At 69.0% G+C, this 17914-nt stretch carries 16 protein-coding genes; 8 read left to right on the top strand and 8 right to left on the bottom strand.

All coding sequences use genetic code 11. The annotated features are described in order from the left end of the window. Window positions 1–84: 84 nt before the first annotated feature. Window positions 85–1635 (bottom strand): LCP family protein, encoded by a 1551-nt coding sequence (locus tag ABD156_RS47370; RefSeq protein WP_344288743.1) that lies wholly within the window; start codon window positions 1633–1635, stop codon window positions 85–87. Between the two features lie 116 nt (window positions 1636–1751). Here ABD156_RS47370 and rfbB point away from each other — a divergent pair, with 116 nt between their 5' ends. Further along, window positions 1752–2744, top strand: a complete 993-nt coding sequence (gene rfbB / locus ABD156_RS47365; protein WP_344288914.1) for a dTDP-glucose 4,6-dehydratase — start codon at window positions 1752–1754, stop codon at window positions 2742–2744. Between the two features lie 28 nt (window positions 2745–2772). Then, on the top strand, window positions 2773–3657 hold the full coding sequence (gene rfbD, locus ABD156_RS47360) for a dTDP-4-dehydrorhamnose reductase (RefSeq protein WP_344288741.1): 885 nt from the start codon (window positions 2773–2775) through the stop codon (window positions 3655–3657). Between the two features lie 388 nt (window positions 3658–4045). Here the strand turns inward: rfbD and ABD156_RS47355 are convergent, their stop codons facing one another. From ABD156_RS47355 to ABD156_RS47345, 3 genes are read right to left on the bottom strand one after another with little or no spacing between them, the layout of a single operon-like run. Next, window positions 4046–5131: a glycosyltransferase family 4 protein gene (locus ABD156_RS47355; RefSeq protein WP_344288739.1), complete on the bottom strand. Its 1086-nt coding sequence runs from the start codon at window positions 5129–5131 to the stop codon at window positions 4046–4048. Beyond that, window positions 5124–7637 (bottom strand): glycosyltransferase, encoded by a 2514-nt coding sequence (locus tag ABD156_RS47350; protein ID WP_344288737.1) that lies wholly within the window; start codon window positions 7635–7637, stop codon window positions 5124–5126. The genes ABD156_RS47355 and ABD156_RS47350 overlap by 8 nt, the downstream gene beginning before the upstream one ends. A gap of 31 nt (window positions 7638–7668) precedes the next feature. Beyond that, entirely contained in the window at window positions 7669–8598 is a 930-nt protein-coding gene (locus ABD156_RS47345) for a glycosyltransferase family 2 protein (protein ID WP_344288735.1), read from the bottom strand. An 18-nt stretch (window positions 8599–8616) separates the two neighbouring features. Between ABD156_RS47345 and ABD156_RS47340 the strand changes: the two genes are divergently transcribed. Both ABD156_RS47340 and ABD156_RS47335 read left to right on the top strand, forming a co-directional pair. Next, entirely contained in the window at window positions 8617–9702 is a 1086-nt protein-coding gene (locus tag ABD156_RS47340; protein ID WP_344288733.1) for a glycosyltransferase family 4 protein, read from the top strand. A gap of 580 nt (window positions 9703–10282) precedes the next feature. Further along, on the top strand, window positions 10283–11413 hold the full coding sequence (locus tag ABD156_RS47335) for a glycosyltransferase family 4 protein (protein WP_344288912.1): 1131 nt from the start codon (window positions 10283–10285) through the stop codon (window positions 11411–11413). Here ABD156_RS47335 and ABD156_RS47330 read toward each other — a convergent pair. Genes ABD156_RS47330 through ABD156_RS47320 form a run of 3 tightly spaced genes read right to left on the bottom strand, consistent with a single transcriptional unit; the run spans window position 11410 to window position 13405 of the window. Further along, window positions 11410–12384 carry an amidohydrolase family protein gene (locus tag ABD156_RS47330; RefSeq protein WP_344288731.1) on the bottom strand — a complete coding sequence of 325 codons (975 nt, stop codon included), beginning with the start codon at window positions 12382–12384 and terminating at the stop codon, window positions 11410–11412. The genes ABD156_RS47335 and ABD156_RS47330 overlap by 4 nt on opposite strands. 46 nt (window positions 12385–12430) lie before the next feature. After that, window positions 12431–12760 (bottom strand): hypothetical protein, encoded by a 330-nt coding sequence (locus tag ABD156_RS47325; RefSeq protein ID WP_344288729.1) that lies wholly within the window; start codon window positions 12758–12760, stop codon window positions 12431–12433. A 27-nt stretch (window positions 12761–12787) separates the two neighbouring features. Beyond that, the gene (locus ABD156_RS47320) at window positions 12788–13405 is read right to left on the bottom strand and encodes an SRPBCC family protein (RefSeq protein ID WP_344288727.1); all 618 of its coding nucleotides are present in this window, start codon (window positions 13403–13405) and stop codon (window positions 12788–12790) included. Between the two features lie 133 nt (window positions 13406–13538). Between ABD156_RS47320 and ABD156_RS47315 the strand changes: the two genes are divergently transcribed. Together ABD156_RS47315 and ABD156_RS47310 are read left to right on the top strand one after the other, a co-directional pair. Next, window positions 13539–14174 carry a TetR/AcrR family transcriptional regulator gene (locus ABD156_RS47315; protein ID WP_344288725.1) on the top strand — a complete coding sequence of 212 codons (636 nt, stop codon included), beginning with the start codon at window positions 13539–13541 and terminating at the stop codon, window positions 14172–14174. A gap of 70 nt (window positions 14175–14244) precedes the next feature. Beyond that, entirely contained in the window at window positions 14245–15108 is an 864-nt protein-coding gene (locus ABD156_RS47310; protein WP_344288723.1) for a glycosyltransferase family 2 protein, read from the top strand. 195 nt (window positions 15109–15303) lie between these two features. Here ABD156_RS47310 and ABD156_RS47305 read toward each other — a convergent pair whose 3' ends face one another. After that, window positions 15304–15783 carry a hypothetical protein gene (locus ABD156_RS47305; RefSeq protein ID WP_344288719.1) on the bottom strand — a complete coding sequence of 160 codons (480 nt, stop codon included), beginning with the start codon at window positions 15781–15783 and terminating at the stop codon, window positions 15304–15306. A gap of 140 nt (window positions 15784–15923) precedes the next feature. On the opposite strand from ABD156_RS47305, the gene manB reads away from it, so the two are divergent. Next, complete coding sequence (gene manB / locus ABD156_RS47300) at window positions 15924–17003, top strand: mannose-1-phosphate guanylyltransferase (protein WP_344288716.1); 1080 nt, start codon at window positions 15924–15926, stop codon at window positions 17001–17003. Then, window positions 17003–17896: a DNA-3-methyladenine glycosylase family protein gene (locus ABD156_RS47295; protein WP_344288714.1), complete on the top strand. Its 894-nt coding sequence runs from the start codon at window positions 17003–17005 to the stop codon at window positions 17894–17896. Before manB ends, ABD156_RS47295 begins: the two co-directional genes overlap by 1 nt. Window positions 17897–17914 lie beyond the last annotated feature (18 nt).

Genomic DNA, 17914 nt, shown 5'->3' with positions numbered 1-17914 from the left:
TTGTCCTGGTTTTCACTCACCCCGGTTACCTCCCCGCTCACCAGCGTACGGCCTGCGGCGCGCCGCCACGCTGGGTGCTCGACTCTAGTTGACGCAGGGGACATCGCCCGCTGTGATGAGCGGCGCGGGTGAGTTCGACGGTCCGGACGAAGGCGGTCCGGACGGGGACGACGAGGGCGGTGCGGCAGGCGGGGCCGAGGGCAGGGTCGAGGACGTCGTAGCCGGCGCTCCGGCCGTGTCGCGCGCGTCCTTGCCGAGGATCACCCGGACGTGCCCGGCGGCGACGTCGGCGTCCGGTTCGGCCTGCGCGTTGGCGCCGAGAGCCTGGCGGACCAGGTCGGCGGCGGCCTCGTCCGACGGGTGGTAGCGCAGCACGGTGGCCGCCCGGGTGGACAGCTTCGTGCTCGTGCCGAGCTGGAAACCCTTGCCCTGCAACAGGCCTCGCATCTGGTCGGCGGCATCGGAGCCGGAGCCGTCGAACAGTTCGACAGTGATCTTCTCGGCTCCGGGCAGCGGCGCGTTGCTGGGCTCCGGCGCGCTGCCGTCGGAGGTCAGCCGGTTGATCTCGGCGCGGACCTTCGCCTGGTCGACGCGCAGTACGTCCGCGCCGCCCAGCACCGCGTTGCCCTCGGTGGGTATGGTGTGGAATTCGACGTTTCCGCCGGTCAGCCCGCGCATCTGCTCGACGAACTCGGACAGGTCCCAGCCCGCCGACAGCACCACGGACTTCTTCACCGCCTCGATGAGCTGCGCGATCCGCACCGGGTTGGCGAGCACGTCGGACGAGAGCACCTTGCTCGCCAGCCCGGACAGGAACGCCTGCTGGCGCCCGATCCGGTCGAGGTCGCCGTTCTGCAGGCCGTAGCGCTGCCGGACGAACGCGAGCGCCTGCACGCCCTCGATGGTCTGCTTCCCGGCGGGCAGGTCGACGCCCGACTTCTTTTCCTTCACCGGGTTCTTGAGGCACACCTGCACGCCGCCGATGGCCTTCGTGACCTCGTAGAAGCTGGCCAGGTTCACCTCGGCGTAGCGGTCGATCATGCCCGGTTTGCCGATGAACTTCTCGAGCGTGGCGACGAGGTTCTTGCGCCCGGCGAGCTTGGCTTTCTCGTCGACGTCCTTGAGGTCGGCGTTGCCTTTGGCCTGCAGCGTTTTGGCGGTGTCGTTGTAGGCGTAGACGTACGCGCTGTTGAGCTTGTGCTTGCCGAAGCCGCCGGTGATCTCGACGTAGGAGTCGCGCGGGAAGGAGATGGCGATCGCGTGCTCCCCGTTCTGCGGGATGTGCACGAGAATCATCGTGTCGGTCTGCTTTTCGCCGTCGGACTCGCCGGCGTGCAGCATGTCGAGCACCTCGCGGGGCAGCGGGTTGCCCTGCGCGTCGGTGCGGCTGTCCTGGCCGACCAGGAGGATGTCGATGGCGCCGTCGAGCGGTTTCGCGTGCGGCTGCTGTTCGCCGAAGATCGCCGTGGTGGAGAAACCGGACTGCGGGTCGCCGATGAACTGCCAGCCGTACCAGGTCAGCGCCAGCACGACCACGGACACGACGGACAGCAGGATCTTCCCGCTTCGCCGCAGCACGACGACCACGCCGCGACCGCGGTGCACCGGCAGCGGTGTCCCCGGCCATTCGGCCACTGTTCCTCCCCAGGATGCTCGCGCTTTTCGCGCTTTGCCGAACTCTACCGAGTCTCGGGTGAGCCACCCGTAGGCTGGTGGAGAGATTGCCCGGTCGGGCGGAAGGGTGGATGAGGATGCGGGTCCTGGTCACCGGCGGTGCCGGGTTCATCGGTTCGCACTATGTGCGGCAGGTGCTGTCGGGGGCGTATCCGACGCTGGCCGACGCCGAGGTCGTGGTGCTCGACAAGCTCACTTACGCGGGCAGCGAGGCGAACCTCGCCCCGGTCGCGGACAGCCCGCGGCTGCGCTTCGTGCGCGGCGACATCTGCGACACCGCACAGGTCGCCGACCTGATGCGCGGCGTCGACCTGGTCGTCCACTTCGCCGCGGAGTCCCATGTGGACCGCTCGATCCTCGGTTCGGCGGACTTCGTCCTCACCAACGTGCTCGGCACGCAGACGTTGCTGCAGGCCGCGCTCGAGGCGCAGGTCGGGAAGTTCGTGCACGTCTCGACGGACGAGGTGTACGGGTCCATCCAGGACGGTTCGTGGTCGGAAGACCACGTGCTGGAGCCGAATTCGCCGTACTCCGCCTCAAAGGCCTCGTCGGATCTGATCGCGCGCTCGTACTTCCGCACGCACGGTTTCCCGGTGTGCGTCACGCGGTGCTCGAACAACTACGGCCCGTACCAGTTCCCGGAAAAGGTCATCCCGCTCTTCGCGACGAACCTGCTGGACGGCAAGAAGGTCCCGCTCTACGGCGATGGTCTGAACATCCGCGACTGGCTGCACGTGGACGACCACTGCCACGGAATCCAGCTGGTCGCCGACGGCGGTCGCCCAGGCGAGATCTACAACATCGGCGGCGGCACCGAACTGACCAACCGGGAACTGACCGAACGCCTGCTCGCGGCGACCGGCGTCGGCTGGGAGATGGTCGAACCGGTGACCGACCGCAAGGGCCACGACCGGCGGTACTCGGTCGACATCGCGAAGATCAGCGGCGAACTCGGTTACGCTCCGCGGGTGTCGTTCGAGGACGGTTTGGCGGAGACGGTGCGCTGGTATGCCGACAACCGGTCGTGGTGGGAGCCGCTGAAGGCCCGCGCCGCGCTCGGCACGTCCTGAAACCCTTGTCGTAGTAGGAGGTACGCCGGTGCGGCTGGCAGTGCTCGTGCCCGGCGGTTCCGGTCAGTTAGGCCGGGACCTGGTGAACACCGCGGGCCCGGAAACGGAAGTGATCGCGCCTTCGTCGGCGGAGCTGGACATAACGGCTACCGGCCAGGTGATCGCCGCGGTGGGCGAACTAGCGGAACGGGCGAGCGCTGCCGGGGCGATGCCGGTGGTGATCAATGCCGCGGCTTATACGGCCGTCGATGCCGCGGAGTCGGATGAGGCCCGGGCTTTTGCGGTGAATGTCGATGGCCCTCGGGTGTTGGCTGCCGCTTGTACTTCGCGGCGGGTGCCGCTGATTCATATCTCTACGGATTATGTTTTTCCCGGGGACGGAGATCGGCCCTACGAGGTTGATGACGCGCTTGGTCCTAAGAATGCTTACGGCCGAACCAAGGCAGCTGGAGAGGATGCGGTTCTTGGTTCGGGCGCTTCGGCTTGGGTTGTCCGAACCGGCTGGGTCTATGGAAAGACCGGCGCCAACTTCGTAGAGACTATTCGAAGGCTGGAGTCTGAGCGGGATCAGTTGTCCGTGGTAGATGACCAGGTAGGGGCACCTACCTGGTCAGCTGATCTCGCCCGGGGTTTGTGGGAACTCGCCGACGCAGTTGCCGCCGGGCGAGGGCCGGCGGAAAAGGTCCTTCATTGCACCGGCGGAGGGAAGACTTCCTGGTACGGATTCGCCCAGGCGATCTTCGAGGAGATCGGTGCCGACCCCGCCCGCGTAAACCCTTGCACGACCGAAGAATTCCCCCGCCCAGCCGCCCGCCCCGCCTACTCCCTGCTCTCCAACGCTTCCTGGCGAGACGCCGGACTAACTCCTTTGCGGGATTGGCGCGCGGCTTTAAACAGCTACATCAACGCTTAACGAAGACAAAGCGCCAGCCCCCTCCCTGCTCCCCGATACGAAGCCGCCCTGCGGTCTGGGGGTGCTTGTCAAGGCATCTTTCCCGCCTTGACAAGCACCCCCAGACCGTCAGCACAATTACGGCTCGGGGTGCCTTTGTCTGGGCGGTTTCTTTTCCGGCTTCGCCGGTTTCTTTTCCGGCTTCGCCGGTGACCCGGCGAAGCCGGGAAAAGTGCTGGGGGACCCCCACCCAGATCCATTAATTGTCACTACGGTCTGAGGTGCTTGTCAAGGCGGGAAAGAGTACCTTGACAAGCACCTCAGACCGCGTGCGAGGCGGGGATCGGGGTTGCGGGAGGGGTCTGGGTGTTGCCCGCGTTGTGCGTTTAGGCGGCGGTTTTTAGCCGATTTATTGTTCGGTCGCCTGGCGGTATGCATCTAGCGTGCGTAGTGCGGTGTTGTGCCAGGTGAAGCTTGCCGCATGAGTTCTGCGGGCGGTCGAAGTCGCGAGGCCGTGTGGATCGGTTACGGCTTGGCGTAGGGCTTCTGCCAGGCCGTCTACGTCGTCATACGGGACCAAGGTGGCGCAGTCTCCCGCGACCTCGCGCAGGGCGGGGATATCCGTGCAGACGACGGGGACATCCGAGGCCATTGCCTCCAGGACGGGCAGGCCGAAGCCTTCGTCTCGCGACGGGAGCACCAGGGCGGCGGCACCGGCGACGACAGTGCGAAGGTCCACATCGGACAGATACCCAGTCTGACCGGACCTCGGCAGCCTCGGAAATGGTCCAGGGCCGGCGAAAACCAGCGGCGGCAAATCCGGGGCGGCCGCGTGGGCCGCTGCGAGCCAATCGAGGCCCTTGCGCGGTCCGGCGGCACCGGCGAACAGCAGGTATTTCTCCGGCAGTCGCAGCTTCGCTCGTACCCCGTCGTCAGGCGGTCGGGCGGTGAACCAAGCCGGATTCACGCCCAGTGGCGTGGCGATGATCTTCGACCGGTCAACGTCCAGCTTCTCGGCGACAGCGTCCGCAACGGCCTCGGTCGGCGTGCAGATGACATTTGCTCGGTGTGCGCCGCGCCGGACCAGTTCGGGCAGGGTTCGGTCGGAGTGGGCCAGTTCTTGAGGAGCGTCGATAAAGGCCAGATCGTGGATGGTGAGGACTCCGGCGGCACGGAGACGGCCGGGGAGGACGAAGTTTGTGCCATGAACAACATCAGTGGGGCCGGCGAACAGTTCCACCGGCGGCAGCTGCGTACGCAGCCAGGTAGCCCGCAAAAGCCGGGCGGAAACTGGCATTCCCCGAGCCTGAACTCCATGCGGCAAAACGTGTCGCAGCTTTCGCCAACCCCGCAAAGTGAAAGCGACGGCACGAAGGTCCACTTCGGACATCGAAGCCAGCTCTTCGCTCAGCGCGGCCGTGTACCGGCCAATCCCCGTCCGGGAACCGAGCAGAGGGGTGCCGTCCAGCAGGACGCGCAGCGGACGGTCAGCCACGGCGCAACCGTTCCCGCGCCACCTTCGTGACCCGTCCTGCTGCTCGCCTTGCCAACTCGCCTGGTCCGCCAGCGGCGAGATATTCCTTGACCAGAGCCAAATCGCGCCGGACCAGAGCGGAGCCGCGTACTGGGTCGCTGACAGTCAGGTCCGCGCCGCCGGGCAAGCGGTCGGCGGCCGGGCGCGGGTTGCGGCAGAATTCGACCAGCGGTTTCAATGCCTCCGGCCAGGCGTACCGCTGGGCGACCACCCGGATTCGCTCGACGCAAGCATCGGCGAATTCCCGGTCGTACAAGGACTTTTCCAGAGCATCTGCCAAAGCACCGGCGTCTTCGGCAGGGACTACGACGCCGAGGTTCTCCGCGCGGACGAGATCGGCGAAAGCATCCCCGTCCGTCGTCACGATGGGCAAACCGGCCCACAGGTAATCCAGGACCCGGGTGCGGAAAGCGAAAGTGGTCTCGACGTGTTCGTAATGTGTGGTGACACCGCAGTCCGCGTCGAGAAGCCAGTTCTGGCGGTCCGAATACGGGACCCACTGCTCGTTGAAGAAGACGTTCTTGTCCGTGAGGCCCAAGGAATCCGCAAGTCGTACCGTACGGGCGCCGATATCCATTTCGGCGACCTCGGGGTTCGGGTGCTTCATGCCGAGGAATACGAGACGGGCGTCGTCGCGGCGGTGGCGGAGGAGGTCGAAGGCGCGGATCAGGGTCAGCGGGTCGAACCAGCTGTAAACCCCGCCTGCCCACAGAACGACGCGGTCGGATTCGCCGATACCCAAGGACGAACGCAGGCCGGGACCGGTGCGCGTCGGGGCTTGGGGGGAGAGGCCGAAGGGGACGACGGCGAGCAGCGACTGGGTGGTCGGGTCGGCGTCGTAGAGGCGCGGGGACAGGCGGCCGAGGGCGGCTAGGTGGCCTAGCCAGAAGTGTCGCTGGCGTTCCGAGGCGCAGAGGAAGAAATCGGCGCGTTCGAGCTGGGCGTCCAGGACTCGGGTGACGCCGGCCAGGTCGAGCGCGCGCTGGTCGTCGGGGGCGTCCTTGCCTTGTTCCAGCAGCTCAAGGTGCATCGGGTCATACACGTCAGCGACCACGATTTTGTTCTCGTGCTGCTTTTTCAGCGACGGGGCGAGTTCCAGTACGTGGCCCTGCAGGATCACGACGTCCGCCCATTCGATGGGGCCGTCGAGATCGCGGTGCTTGCCCGAGCTGACCTGGAAGGCCGCGGGCGGGGGCGAGACCAGGGGATTGGTGGTCATGAGGTGCACGTCGTGCTCGGCCGACAGCGTCGAGGCGATGTTCCACGCGCGGATCGCGGGGCCGGCCATGCGCTCGGTGATCGAATCGCCGGTCAGGACGAGGATCTTGCGACGCTGGCCGAAGACGTCCTTGATGCCGAACGCTTCGACCAGGATCTCGTGCGCGCGCAGGTAGTCCGGCAGCGGGTACGCCGGCTCAAGTGCCTTGCGCAGCAACGGAAGCAGGTCGGCGTCGGTGCGCACGCGGGCGGTTTGCTCAATCGCCCGGGACTCGGCCAGAGAGGGCATCATTTCGACGAATCGGTCCACCGCCAGCACTCCGGCGAGGGTGGTGCGCGGGACCGCGACGTCGGAGGTGTCGACCGGGCCGACGCCCTTCTCCAGGTTCAGCTGCTCCGGGTCGATGCCGCCGCGTGCGGTCGCGCGGCGGACGGCCAGTGCGAGTGCGGCGGGCAGGGCGCGGGCGAGCGATTCGTCGGAGAGGTTCTTGTACAGCGCGGCCAGTGCGTTGCGTTCCAGCAGGAAGGTCTCGCGGCCGGTGTCGGGTGCGTCGACGGCGGACATGGTGCCGTGGTGGCGGTGGTAGGTGAGCGATTCCGGCACATAGCGGACGCGCCAGCCGCGGAGGTTGAGGCGCCAGCCGAGGTCGACGTCCTCGTAGAACATGAAGAAGCGCTCGTCGAAACCGCCGAGCTCGGCGAAGACCGAGGCGCGCACGAACAGCGCCGAGCCGGTGCCGAAGAGGACGTCCTTGGCGACGTCGTGCTCGGCCTCGGGCACATCCGCGAGCGGGCTGCCGGCGTGGCGCTTGTAGCCCATGCCGAACCAAGTCAGACCCGCGTCCACGAAGTCCGTGCCGGTGCCCTCCCAATCGACGACCTTGCTCGCCACCGCGGCGACGGTCGGCTGCGCGCGCAGTTCGGCGACGGCCGCGGAGACCCACGCCGGGGCGGGGCGCGCGTCGTTGTTGAGGAAGCCGAGGACGGTGCCGTTCGCGTGCTGCGCGCCGAGGTTGCAGCCGCCGGCGAATCCGGTGTTGACCGGCGATTCGATGAGCCGCACGTCGGGAACCGCGGCGCGGATGCGGGCCGCGTCGTCGCCGCCGGAAGCGTTGTCGACGCAGATCAGCTCGACATTCTCGTAGTCCAGGTCGGCTCGCAGCGCCCGCAGGCAGGTGATGGTGTCGTCGGCGCCGCGGTAATTCACCACGATCACCGAGACGAGCGGTTGCGGGTCCCCCACTGCCAAGACGAGCTCCTCCGTCGAATTTCCGCCCAGCTTAAAGGCCAGCCCAGGCATCCCAGATCGCGCCTCGGCCCAGCGCCGAGATCCGGCTTACGCGACCGCGCTCCCGCAGCGTGCGGGGGAGCCGAAGAAAGATCTCCGCCAATACGCGTAATCGCAGCGCTGGGTCGAAGTTCGCCGCGTCCGGACGGCGCCGGCGCAGCGGCAGCAAAGCGGTGATCGCGGCGAAGCGGGCCAGTTCGCGGAATGCGACTTTCGTAGGTGCGCAGCGCAGCAACATGAGCAACCGGTTGCGTTCGTTCCAGCGGTGAAATTGCGGTGAACCGGGCTTCGTGCTGGCTCCGTGCAGGTGCTGGACGCGTGCCTTCGGCGCGGCGGCGACGTGCCATCCGGCCAGCCGAAGCCGCCACGCGGTGTCGGTGTCCTCGTAGTAACAGAAGAAACTCGCCGGGACCCCGCCGACCGCGCGCACGGCCTCGGTGCGCAGCAGCGCGGCGCCGCCGCAGAAGCCGAAGACCTCGTCGCTGGGTTCGGTGAGGTCGGCGCCGTGGCCGTCGGCGGTGAGGCGGACGCCGGTGGACTGGGTGCTGCCGTCGGGCAGTTCGAGCCGGGACGTCACGGCGGCGGCGAGCGGCTGGGCATCGAGGGTGTCTTCGAGGACCGCGAGCCAGTCCGGTTCGGGAGCGGCGTCGTCGTTGAGCCAGGCGACCCGCGGGGTGTCGACGCGGCCGAGCGCGTGAGCCATCGCGCCGGCGTACCCGGTGTTCCGGCGGAGCCGGAGGACCTCCGGACGGCTGGGGTGGGCGGCCAGAATCGTTGCGGTGCCGTCGGTTGAGGCGTTGTCGACCACGAGTGTCCGATGTGGACGGTCCTGGGCGGCGAGCGCGTCGAGGCACGCGGCGAGGTGGTCTTCCCCACGCCAGGTCACCACGACGACGGTGGTGCCGGATTCCGCGCTGGTCACCTGGGAGAGAATAGCGGCGTGCCCGAACTGGTCGTGATCGCCGAGCAACTGCTCGCCCCCGTTCCGGGTGGCACCGGCCGGTACACCGCCGAACTGCTGCCCGCGCTCGCCCGCACCGCGCCGCCCGGCTGGACCGTGTCCAGCGTGGTCGCGCGGCACGCGGACGTCTCCGCGGCGCGGATCGAGGGCGTCGAAGGACCGCGCGTGCTGCCGCTGCCGCCGAGGGCGCTGGTCGCGCTGTGGCAGCTGGGCCTGCGCTGGTGGCCGGGCGGTGACGCGGTGCACGCGCCGACCCCGTTCGCGCCGCCCCGCCCCCCAGCTGGGCGAACGCTGACCGTCACGGTGCATGACACCGTGCCGTGGACGCATCCGGAGACTTTGACCGCGCGAGGGGTCAGCTGGCACCGGTCGATGATCGCGCGGGCCGCGCGGCGGTCGTCCGGGCTGATCGTGCCGACCCGGGCGGTCGCCGACGAGCTGGCGGTGCTGCTGGACGTGGACGTTCCGGTGCGGGTCGTGCCGCACGGGGTGACCGTGCCGGAGGGGTCCGCTCAGCTGGATCTGCCGTCGCGCTACGTGCTGGCGGTCGGGACGATCGAACCGCGCAAGGGCATGGACGTGCTGGTCGACGCGGTGGCGCAGCTCGACGGCACGGACGAGGTCGGCGACGTCGGCCTGGTGCTCGCCGGCCAGCCCGGCTGGGGCGGCATCGACCCGGTGCGGCTGGCGGCCGACCGCGGCCTGAAATCGGTGCGGGTGCTGGGGAAGGTGACCGACGCGCAGCTGGCGACGGCGATGCGCGGCGCGAGCGTGCTGGCGATGCCGAGCCTCGCCGAGGGATTCGGGCTGCCGCTGCTGGAAGCGATGGCGATCGGGGTGCCGGTGGTGCACACGGACGTCCCGGCGCTGGTGGAGGTGTCCGGCGGGGCGGGGCTGGTGGTGCCGCGCGGCGACGCGGACGCGTTGGCTCGGGCGCTGAAAGAGGTGCTGCTGTCGCCGGACAAGGCGGCGGAGCTGTCGAAACTCGGGCGGGAGCGGGCGAGGACGTTCACCTGGCGAGCCGCGGCGGAGGCGGTGTGGGCCGTGCATCGGCGGTCGAGCTGAGCGATGCCGCGCGTCGACGCGGCGGAGGCCTCGAAGCTTCGTCAGCGGTGGCCTCGCGGTTAGGACAACGGCTGGGTAGCGGCGGTTGGATTGCCAGGTTTGGGCTGCGGTCGGTGCACACGAATGTTCTGGCGCTGGTCGAAGCGCGCGGGTCGGGTGGTGGTTGGTGTGCCGCGTGGCGATGGGGGCTGGGCGAGGCGGTGGAGCTGGGCCATGGGCGGGTGCGTCTGTGGCCGAGCGGACCGGTGCGGTGGTGTTTGGTGCGCCGCTCGGCGATGGGGGCCGAATGAGATGGCGAAGCTGGGCGGGCGGGCGCGTCGGTGGTCGAGCTGATTGGTGCCGGTCGTGGTTGGTGCCGCGTGGCGATGCGGGCCGGGCGGGGCGGTGGAGCTGAGCGGGCGCGTCGGTGGTCGAGCGGACAGTCAGACAGAACTGCCGAGGTCACACGGTCGGGTGAACCCAGACGGGTGAGCGCAGGTGGGCGAGGGTGGATGCTCCCGGAGTTGGCGGCAGTTTGCCGGTTCCTGACCTGTGCGGTGGGTGATCGCCGTACGCTGCACTCGTGACCGGTGATCCCCGTGTGCTGATCGACGCGACCGCGGTGCCCGCGGATCGGGGCGGGGTCGGCCGATACGTGGACTCGCTCGTCGGCGCGCTCGACCAGGACGGGGCCCGGCTGACGGTGGTCTGCCAGCCGCGCGACCTGCCGCTCTACGACCAGCTCGCGCCCAGTTCCCGGATCGTCGCCGCGTCGCCCGCGACCTCGACGCGCACTGCTCGGCTGACCTGGGAACAGGCCACCCTGCCGCGCCTTGTGCGCCGGCTCGCCGCCGACGTCGTGCACTCGCCGCACTACACGATGCCGCTCGGTAGCGGGGCCGCTTCGGTGGTCACGCTGCACGACGCCACGTTCTTCACCGACGCCGTCCTGCACTCGTCGGTGAAGGCCCGTTTCTTCCGCGCTTGGACCACCACGGCGCTGCGCCGGGCGACACTCTGCGTAGTCCCCAGTCACGCGACAGCGGTAGAGCTGGCCCGGGTGAGCCCGGTGCGGCGGGCCGAGATGGAGATCATTCATCACGGCGTCGACAGCGAACGGTTTCATCCGCCGTCCCCGGAGGAGATCGCGGCGGCGCGGAAGGCGGTCGGGCTCGGCGCGACGCCGTATGTCGCCTTCCTCGGGGCGCTCGAACCGCGGAAAAACGTGCCCGCGCTGATCCGTGGTTACGCCCGCGCGGTCGCCGGGCAGCGAGACGCACCGGCGCTCGTGCTCGCCGGGCAGCCCGGCTGGGACACCCAGGTGGAGCGCGCGCTGGACGCGGTGCCGCACCGGCTTCGGGTGATCCGTGCCGGGTACCTGCCGTTCGGCACGCTCGCCGGATTCCTCGGCGGAGCGGAACTTGTGGCTTATCCGAGCCTCGGCGAAGGCTTCGGACTGCCGGTTCTCGAGGCGATGGCCTGCGGTGCCGCGGTACTGACCACGCGTCGGCTGTCGCTGCCGGAGGTCGGCGGGGACGCGGTGGCGTACTGCGGCGTCGGTGCGGGCGACGTCGCCGCGGCGTTGACGGAACTGCTGGCCGATCCGTCGCGTCGCTCGGTGCTCGCTTCCGCGGCGCAGCGGCGCGCCAAGGAATTCTCGTGGACGACAACGGCGGATCGGCACCGCGAGGCTTACGGAAAAGCCTGGCACCAGCATTTGCGCAATCGTTAACGGAGGCGGTAAAGGGCTTCCGCGTTGGCGTGCGCGATCTTTTCCCGGTCTTCCTGGTTCGGCAATTGCTCCAGGAATTCCGTGACGGCCGCGGCTCGCATCCGATGGAACGGGTAATCGCCGGACAGCAGGATGCGGTCGGCGGTCGTGTATTCGAGTGCGTTGCGCAGCATTCGCGGGACGAGCATTCCGCTGGTCGCCAGATGAATGTTCGTGCGGAAATACTCGGAGACGCGGCGTTCGAGATGCGGGGCCGTGTGCGACAGGCTGTCGATGCGGTCGAGTGCGAACAGGACCACCTCGCCCCAGTGGCCGAGGACGACCTGCAGCTCCGGGTGGCGGTCGAAGGTTCCGCGCAGGATCAGCCGGATGACGGCGAGCCCGGCCTCGTAGTGCCAGCCGAGGCCGTAGGTGGCCAGCCCGAGGTCGAGTTCGGGGCTGAACCCGCTGTAGGAAGCCTGGCGCACTGACTCCACCGGGATCTGCGGGTGGACGAAGACCGGCCGTCCGAGTGCGGCAGCCGCGCCGAGCAACTCGTCGTACGCGGGATCGTCGAGGGGGCGATCGCCGCTGCGGCCGTACGACATGATTCCGACGTGCGCCGGGTCGTTCGCGGTCCGCTGCAATTCGGCGAGGGCCGCGGCCGGATCGGACATCGGCAGCGTCGTCATGGCGCGGAAGCGATCGGGATGCTTCGCGACGGCCTCGCTGGCGAGATCGTTCGCCTCGCGGCTCAGCTCGATGCCGTGCGGCGGCGGGCATCCGTGCGTTCCCGGCGGCGCGATCGAGAGCACTTGGACGTCGATGCCCGCCTCGTCCATCCACGCGACGCGCTGGTCGCCGATGTCGAGCAGGCGTTCCGTGAGATCGCCCCGGTCGTTGTGGGCGACGCTCGGATCGCCGGATTCGGTGCGCAGCATCCGGTCGATCCCAGGGGTGGTCCAGTGCTCCTCGATCGCGACGGTTTTCATCGGCCTCCTCATGAGAGCTGGTGCTTTCGAGATTACCAGTTTTCGGTTAACTGGCCTTCGGTGTTTTGCGGACGTGGTGCGCGATAGCAACCGCGACTCCGCTAGCGACGAAGAATGCGGTTACCGCCGGATTCATCGATTTAGACAAACTGGGCGCGCTTTCCGGACTTAACGCCCAGAGTGCGAGGACTCCGAGATAGACAGCGGCCAGTCCGGCGGACCACCAGCGCAGAGCGCGCGGCTGCGAATTGCGCAGGCTGGACACGACGAGCGCGATCAGCGGGACGCCGGAGAGCAACGCGAATTGCCCGAGGACGAGCGCGGGAACGGACCAGGCGGTGATCAGGATGGGGAGCGAGGCGCGAGATGTGGTCATGGCGATTCTCCTTCGCGGGACCTGTGTTCAGTGGCGGCAGTGGGCTTCGGCGGCGGTCTTCAGGTCGGCGAGCCAGAGGTCCAGCCCCGGGGCCAGATACTTGATCGCGGTGGCCGGGTCGGCCTCGATCTGCGACCCGGTCCAGCTTTCTTCGGTGCGCACGATGACTCCGCCGCGCACCGGGACGAAGTTCCAGACGTGCGTTCCCTTGTCGATCCGCAGGCCCTGGCCGATCGCGGGACCGGACCAGCGGATGCACTGGCCGGGCTTGACCTGGTGGACGGTCGACGTGATGACCAGCGTGGTGGCGGGCGTCGACGGTGTGGCCGGGGCGGGCGTGGTCCAGCGGAACTGCGAACCGGGGTGCAGCCTGCCCGGGTCGAGGCGCTTCATGCTCGTGACCGGCTTCTGCCAGTGCGGCCAGCTTTCGACGTTGGTGTGCAGCCGCCACACGGTGCTCAGCGGGGCCTTGATGAAGGTTTCCGCGCGGTGGTGGAGCTGGGCCGTCCGGTCGATGCCTTTGCCTTGGCAGGTAAGGGAACCCGGGTGCGCGGTGGCGGCTTGGGCGGGCGCGGCGCCCAGCAGTCCGGCGGCGATCGGAAGGGCGAGGAGGGCGGTGCGCAGGCGGCGGGCGATGTCCGACATGGTGAACTCCCTTAGTTGTAGTTAATAGCATTAACTCTGATGAAGACCGTACAAGCTCGCCATCGTGAACGTCAATAGCGGAAGTGAAGGGGCTTAACTACACTGGGCGGACAGGAGCGAAGGGGAACGGCCGATGACCGAACAGGCACCGCGGGAGCGCTACCGCGAGCAGGTGCGCGGGGAGATCAAGCAGCACGCGCGGAACCAGATCGCCGAGGCGGGGCTGCCCGCGCTGTCGCTGACCGCGATCGCCAAGCAGATGAGCATGACCGTGCCCGCGTTGTACCGGTACTACCGCGGCCGGGACGAGCTGATCACCGCGCTGATCCGGGACGCGTTCCGGAGCCTCGCCGACACCGTCCGGGCGGCCGCGGACTCCGGGGCGGACCTGCTGGCCCTCGCCCACGTCATCCGGGACTGGGCCAAGGCCGATCCGCAGCGTTACTTCCTCATCTACGGCACGCCGGTGCCCGGCTACCACGCGCCGCCGGACACCACGGCGATCTCCAACGAGGTCATGGAAGTCCTGATCCAGGCGAACTCGGCGCTGGGCGAACCGGAGTCGGCGACGACGTTCCACGTGCACCTGGAAACCCATCGCGAGTGGGTGGACAGCGACACCGTCGGCACCGGCGCGGTCCGGCGCGCGCTGTCCTTCTGGACCCGCTTGCACGGCGTGCTGTCGCTCGAACTGGCCGGCCACTTCACCGGGATGAAGTTCGACCCGGCCCTGCTGATCGACGACGAACTGGCCGAGTTGAAAGCGTAAGCGGAGGTGACTGCGGGTGACCGGGTCGGTGGGCTGACGTAGCCGTCCGTGAGCAGTGGACAATGGCGCGGTGACTGAGCAGCGCACGTATGGTGACCGCGTCGGTGTCGTGACCGTGACCTACTTCCCCGGCGAAACGCTCGAGAAGTTCCTCGACACGCTCGACAAGGCGACTGACCGCGACGTCCACGTCGTCGTCGCCGACAACGCGTCCACCGACGGCGCTCCGGAAAAAGCCGCCGAACGCGAGAACGTGACGCTCGTCAGCATTGGCGAGAACGTCGGCTACGGGACGGCCGCCAACCGCGGCGTCGCGGCGCTCGACGACAGCTACGGCTGGGTCGTCGTGGTCAACCCGGACCTCGAATGGGAGCCGGGCTCGCTCGACGCGCTGATCGAGGTCGCCGGTCGCTGGCCGCGCGGGGCCGCGTTCGGGCCGCTGATCCACGACCTCGACGGGACCGTCTACCCGTCCGCGCGGCTGCTGCCGTCGTTCGGGCGCGGGATCGGGCACGCGGTGTTCAGCAAGGTCTGGCCGGGCAACCCGTGGACCCGCGAATACCGCCAGGAGAACGCCGCGCCGACCGAGCGCACGTCCGGCTGGCTGTCCGGCTCCTGCCAGCTCTTCCGGCGCGAGGCGTTCGACTCCGTCGGCGGCTTCGACACCCGCTACTTCATGTACTTCGAGGACGTCGACCTCGGCGACCGGCTCGCGAAGGCGGGCTGGCAGAACGTCTACGCCCCGTCGTCGAGCGTGATGCACATCGGCGGCCACTCGACGGCGCGCGCGTCGGCGAAGATGCTGCGCGCGCACCACGCGAGCGCCTACCGCTACCTCGCCGACCGGCACCAGGGGTTGCTGTGGAAGCCGGTGCTGGCGGCGGTGAAGCTCGGGCTGGCGTTGCGGGTGAAGCTGGAGACCCGCAAGGGCTGACGGCTGCGGGGGCCGCAAGGGCTGCGAGTCCGCAAAGGACAGCAGGGCAACCGGCGTGCCTTCGCGGGCGTCCGGATGCTCAGCGGCCGCAACACTTTGCGGTCGTAAAGATCGCTCGCGGGAGACGCGACCTCCCGCACGGGAAGTCTCCCTGGGCAATCCGGGCAACCCGGGCCGGGGGAGACCCCGCGAGGATCACAGCCCGTCGAGCCGCCGGGACAGATTGGACCGTCCGCTGTTCTGCTTGACCGTCGGGACCAGGCCGGTCATCTCTTCCTCGGCCGGTTCCTTCAGCGGGCTCGCCACCGGCTTCGCCTGCGGGCGCGGGACCAGCGGCGTCGTCGTCTGCGGACCGGCCGGGCTCGGCACCGTCGGCTGCGGCAGGGTGTTCTGCGGGCCCGGGATCTCGAGCGGCCGCGTCGGCGTCGGCTGGGCCAGCGGATGCGGCGACGGCTGCGTGCGCGAGCCGCCTGCCAGCGGATGGTCGTTTTCTTCGATCAGCGACGCGGGCAGCTGCGTCGTGGTGTCGGGGTCCAGCCCGGAGACCACCGCTCTGGAGATCTGCTGGGTGCTGGAGGAATCCATCGGAGACGTCATGTTGTCCGGCGTCACCACGAAGGCGCCGCGGGATCGTGCGCGTGCGAGCAAAGCGTCCGCGCGATCGCGGGGGTCCATTCCCCTCGGCCTCCCGACTGACCCGGGGCCTCTGGGGAAAGGCCCGCCTGTTTCCTGTCTAGGGTAGGCCCTCGGGGCCCGCGCCGCCCACGTTTCCCGCGGCTTGTCGCTCAGCGGTGCGTGATACAAAGGAGATTTCTGTGACGTCCGAGGTCGAGGTCGACGCCGTCGTACTGGTCGGCGGCCAGGGCACGCGGCTGCGCCCGCTCACGCTGTCCGCGCCGAAGCCGATGCTGCCGACGGCGGGCACGCCGTACCTGAGCCACCTGTTCTCCCGCATCCGCGCGGCTGGCATCCGGCACGTGGTGCTCGGCACGTCGTACCGGGCCGAGGTGTTCGAGGAGTACTTCGGCGACGGGTCCGCGCACGGTCTCGAGCTCGAGTACGTAGTGGAGGACGAACCGCTCGACACCGGCGGCGCCATCCGCAACGTCTACGACCGGCTGCGCGCCGACCACGCGATCGTCTTCAACGGCGACATCCTCTCCGGGGCCGATCTTCACGCCCAGCTGCGCACCCACCTCGACTCCGGCGCGGACGTCACCCTTCATCTGCAGCGCGTCCCCGACCCGAGCCGCTTCGGCTCGGTGCCGACCGATTCCGACGGGCGCGTCACGGCTTTCCTGGAGAAGACGCCGAATCCGCCGACGGACCAGATCAACGCCGGCTGCTACGTCTTCCGTCGTCCGGTGATCGAGACCATTCCGACCGGGCGGCGAGTGTCGGTCGAGCGCGAGACGTTCCCCGGGCTTCTCGAAAATGGCGCGCATCTGCACGGATTTGTCGACTCTTCGTACTGGCTCGACGTCGGCACCCCGGAAGCGTTTGTGCGCGGCAGCGCCGATCTGGTTCGCGGCGTCGCGCCGACCTCTGCGCTGGCCGGGCCGACTGGCGATTCTCTCGTGCTGGACGCGGCTTCCGTCTTTGCCGGCGCGAAGCTCACCGACGGTACGACGATCGGCGCGCGAGCCATTGTCGGCAAGGACGCGACGGTATCCGGCTCGGTCGTGTTCGACGACGCGGTGATCGGCCCGGACGCGATTGTGGAGAATTCGGTGCTGGGCCGCGGAGCTCAGGTCGGCGAGGGCGCGGTGCTGCGCGGCGTGGTGCTCGGTGACGGCGCGTCGGTGGGGGCCGGCTGCGAACTGCTGGACGGCGTGCGGATCTGGCCCGGCGTTTCGGTGCCGGACGGCGGCATCCGGTTTTCGAGCGACGCGTGATGGAGTGGCGTCCGGGGTTTCCGGTGGATCTGGCGCAGGTGCTGGGTCCGCTGAGCCGTGGGCGCGGATCGCTGAACTTCCGGCGCGACCGCGGCGTCTGGTGGCTGGCCGCGAACACGCCCGGTGGCAAGGGAACGCTGGCGTTGCTGCACCGGCCGGACGGGGTCGTCGAGGCCGAGGCTTGGGGCGAGGGCGCGGATTTCTTGCTTGACGGCGTACCCGCGCTGCTGGGCGCGGACGATGACGACACCGGATTCGTCGCGCACCACGACGTGATCGCCGAAGGCCGCCGCAACGCGCCTGGGCTGCGGCTCGGCTCGACCGGGCGGGTGTGGGACGCACTGGTGCTGGCGATCCTCGAACAGAAAGTGAGCGGCAAGGAAGCGATCCGGTCGTGGGCGGAGCTGTGCCGATGGTTCGGCACGCGCGCGCCCGGTCCGGGTCCGGATTTCCTGCGGGTGCCGCCGGATCCGGTCGCCATTCGGTCCATTGTGGACTGGAACTGGCACAAGATCGGCGTGGACCTCAAGCGCCGCACGGCCTTGATCGAGGCGGCCCGGGTGGCCCCGCGGCTGGAGGAAGCGGTGCGGCTGGGCGGGGTCGAGGGACGCGCGTGGCTGCGGAAGGTGCGAGGCATCGGCGTGTGGACGGCGGCGGAGATCGCCCAGCGCGCGTGGGGCGATCCGGACGCGGTCAGCTTCGGCGACTACAACATCCCGTCGATGGTCGGGCACACGCTGCTCGGGCGGAAGATCGACGACGAGGAGATGGCGCAGGTGCTCGCGCCGTACGCGCCGCAGAGGCAGCGCGCGATCCGGTACCTGGGGGCGGCTGGGGCTCGGAAGCCGAGGTTTGGGCCGCGGATTGAGCTGCGGGATTACCGGGCGATGTAGTTCGGCGCTCAGGTTCCG

The organism is Amycolatopsis albidoflavus (assembly GCF_039525725.1).
Lineage (GTDB): Bacteria > Actinomycetota > Actinomycetes > Mycobacteriales > Pseudonocardiaceae > Amycolatopsis > Amycolatopsis albidoflava.
This window is presented reverse-complemented; position numbering and strand designations above follow the sequence as displayed.

Coding starts and splice junctions, on each gene's coding strand:
- rfbB (WP_344288914.1), top strand. CDS start 1,752: ATGCGGGTCCTGGTCACCGGCGGTGCCGGGTTCATCGGTTCGCACTAT.
- ABD156_RS47330 (WP_344288731.1), bottom strand. CDS start 12,384: ATGAAAACCGTCGCGATCGAGGAGCACTGGACCACCCCTGGGATCGAC.
- ABD156_RS47325 (WP_344288729.1), bottom strand. CDS start 12,760: ATGACCACATCTCGCGCCTCGCTCCCCATCCTGATCACCGCCTGGTCC.
- ABD156_RS47320 (WP_344288727.1), bottom strand. CDS start 13,405: ATGTCGGACATCGCCCGCCGCCTGCGCACCGCCCTCCTCGCCCTTCCG.
- ABD156_RS47315 (WP_344288725.1), top strand. CDS start 13,539: ATGACCGAACAGGCACCGCGGGAGCGCTACCGCGAGCAGGTGCGCGGG.
- ABD156_RS47305 (WP_344288719.1), bottom strand. CDS start 15,783: ATGGACCCCCGCGATCGCGCGGACGCTTTGCTCGCACGCGCACGATCC.
- ABD156_RS47295 (WP_344288714.1), top strand. CDS start 17,003: ATGGAGTGGCGTCCGGGGTTTCCGGTGGATCTGGCGCAGGTGCTGGGT.